We start from the raw sequence: 1560 nt of genomic DNA on the forward strand, positions 1-1560 counted from the left end.
AATGAAAACATTTTTATAAATTATACACTGCGCGTATCTGCGCAGCACTTGAACAATGGAGCGTGATTTATGTCACTATTAGATTTATATACATCCTGTCAGCTCTGTCCCAGGAACTGCAAAGCTGACAGACAACACGGACAAACCGGATTCTGCCATATGCCGGCCGATCTCAAGGTTGCCCGGGCCGCACTTCATATGTGGGAAGAACCCTGTATTTCAGGTAAAGCCGGTTCAGGCGCAGTCTTTTTCTCCGGATGCAGTGTGGGCTGTGTCTTCTGTCAGAATCATGCCATTGCTGCCGGCCAGAGCGGCAAGAGGATTTCTATAGAGAGACTGGCCGATATTTTTCTGGAACTTCAAATAAAAGGTGCCAACAATATCAACCTTGTCACACCGGAGCACTATGCCCCATCCATTGCACTGGCCCTTGCTATGGCCAAGGCAATGGGACTGCATCTGCCAATCATCTGCAACTGCAGCGGCTATTCTTCTCTGACTGCTCTGCGTATTCTTTCTGACCATGTCGATGTCTGGTTGCCGGATTTTAAGTATTATAGTCCTGAATTATCCAGAAAATATTCCCATGCACCGGACTATTTTACAGTGGCCTGTCAGGCGCTTCAATTCATGTATGAACAGGCTGGTGATCCCGTCTTTGACGACAACGGTATCATTCAAAAGGGCATCATCGTCCGGCATCTGACACTGCCCGGATGCATGGAGGATTCCAGAAAAGTCATTCACTATCTCCACGAAATCTACGGAGACAAGATTTATATCAGTATCATGAACCAATTTACTCCGGTTTCTGAACTGCTTTCAGATTATCCGGAACTCAATCATACAATTTCCGCTTCCGATTATGATGCTTTGGTTGACTACGCCATTGACATCGGTGTTGAAAACGGTTTTATCCAGGAAGGTGAAACTGCCAAAGAAAGTTTCATTCCACCATTTGACAACGAAGGAGTTTAATATTTATGTACAACAAGAAAAAAGCAACTGATAAGCCGGTTGGAAAATCATCCGGTTTAAACCATTCATCTTCAGGCAAGGCCTCTGAAAAACATAATTTTCCGAAACAGAACGATTCAAAAAAGGCATCTGATGTCTGTCCTGTCCACAAAAAGTGCGGCGGCTGCCAGTACCAGGGCATGGCTTACAAAAAACAGTTATCTCTGAAACAACGACAGGCCAACATGCTTCTGGGCAAGTTCGGAACGGTGCTTCCGATCATCGGTATGAAAGACCCGCTTCATTACCGCAACAAAGTACATGCTGTTTTTGCATTTGAAAAAGGCAAAGCCATCGCCGGTACTTATCAGGAAGGCACCCACAAAGTTGTTCCTGTGGAAAGCTGCCTGATTGATGATGAAAAATCCGATGCGATTATCCAGACAATCCGCGGACTTCTTAGATCTTTCAAGATTAAAACTTACAACGAGGATTCAGGCTACGGACTCCTCAGACACGTATTAATTCGCCGTGGTTTTACAAGCGGTGAGATCATGGTTGTGCTGGTTGCATCCTCTCCTGTTTTCCCTTCTAAGAATAATT

General features: G+C 45.0%; 1 protein-coding gene and 1 pseudogene. Both read left to right on the top strand.

All coding sequences use genetic code 11. From position 1 onward, the window contains the following. Window positions 1-69: 69 nt before the first annotated feature. Window positions 70-978, top strand: a complete 909-nt coding sequence (locus WMO25_RS17855; protein WP_349086556.1) for a radical SAM protein — start codon at window positions 70-72, stop codon at window positions 976-978. 5 nt (window positions 979-983) lie between these two features. Further along, window positions 984-1560: pseudogene (locus WMO25_RS17860) on the top strand (23S rRNA (uracil(1939)-C(5))-methyltransferase RlmD); the annotation flags it as partial.

This window comes from Coprococcus intestinihominis (genome assembly GCF_040096555.1).
Lineage (GTDB): Bacteria > Bacillota > Clostridia > Lachnospirales > Lachnospiraceae > Coprococcus_A > Coprococcus_A intestinihominis.

Bases quoted from the DNA above. Each gene is read 5' to 3' on its own strand.
- WMO25_RS17855 (WP_349086556.1), top strand. From the start codon at position 70: ATGTCACTATTAGATTTATATACATCCTGTCAGCTCTGTCCCAGGAAC.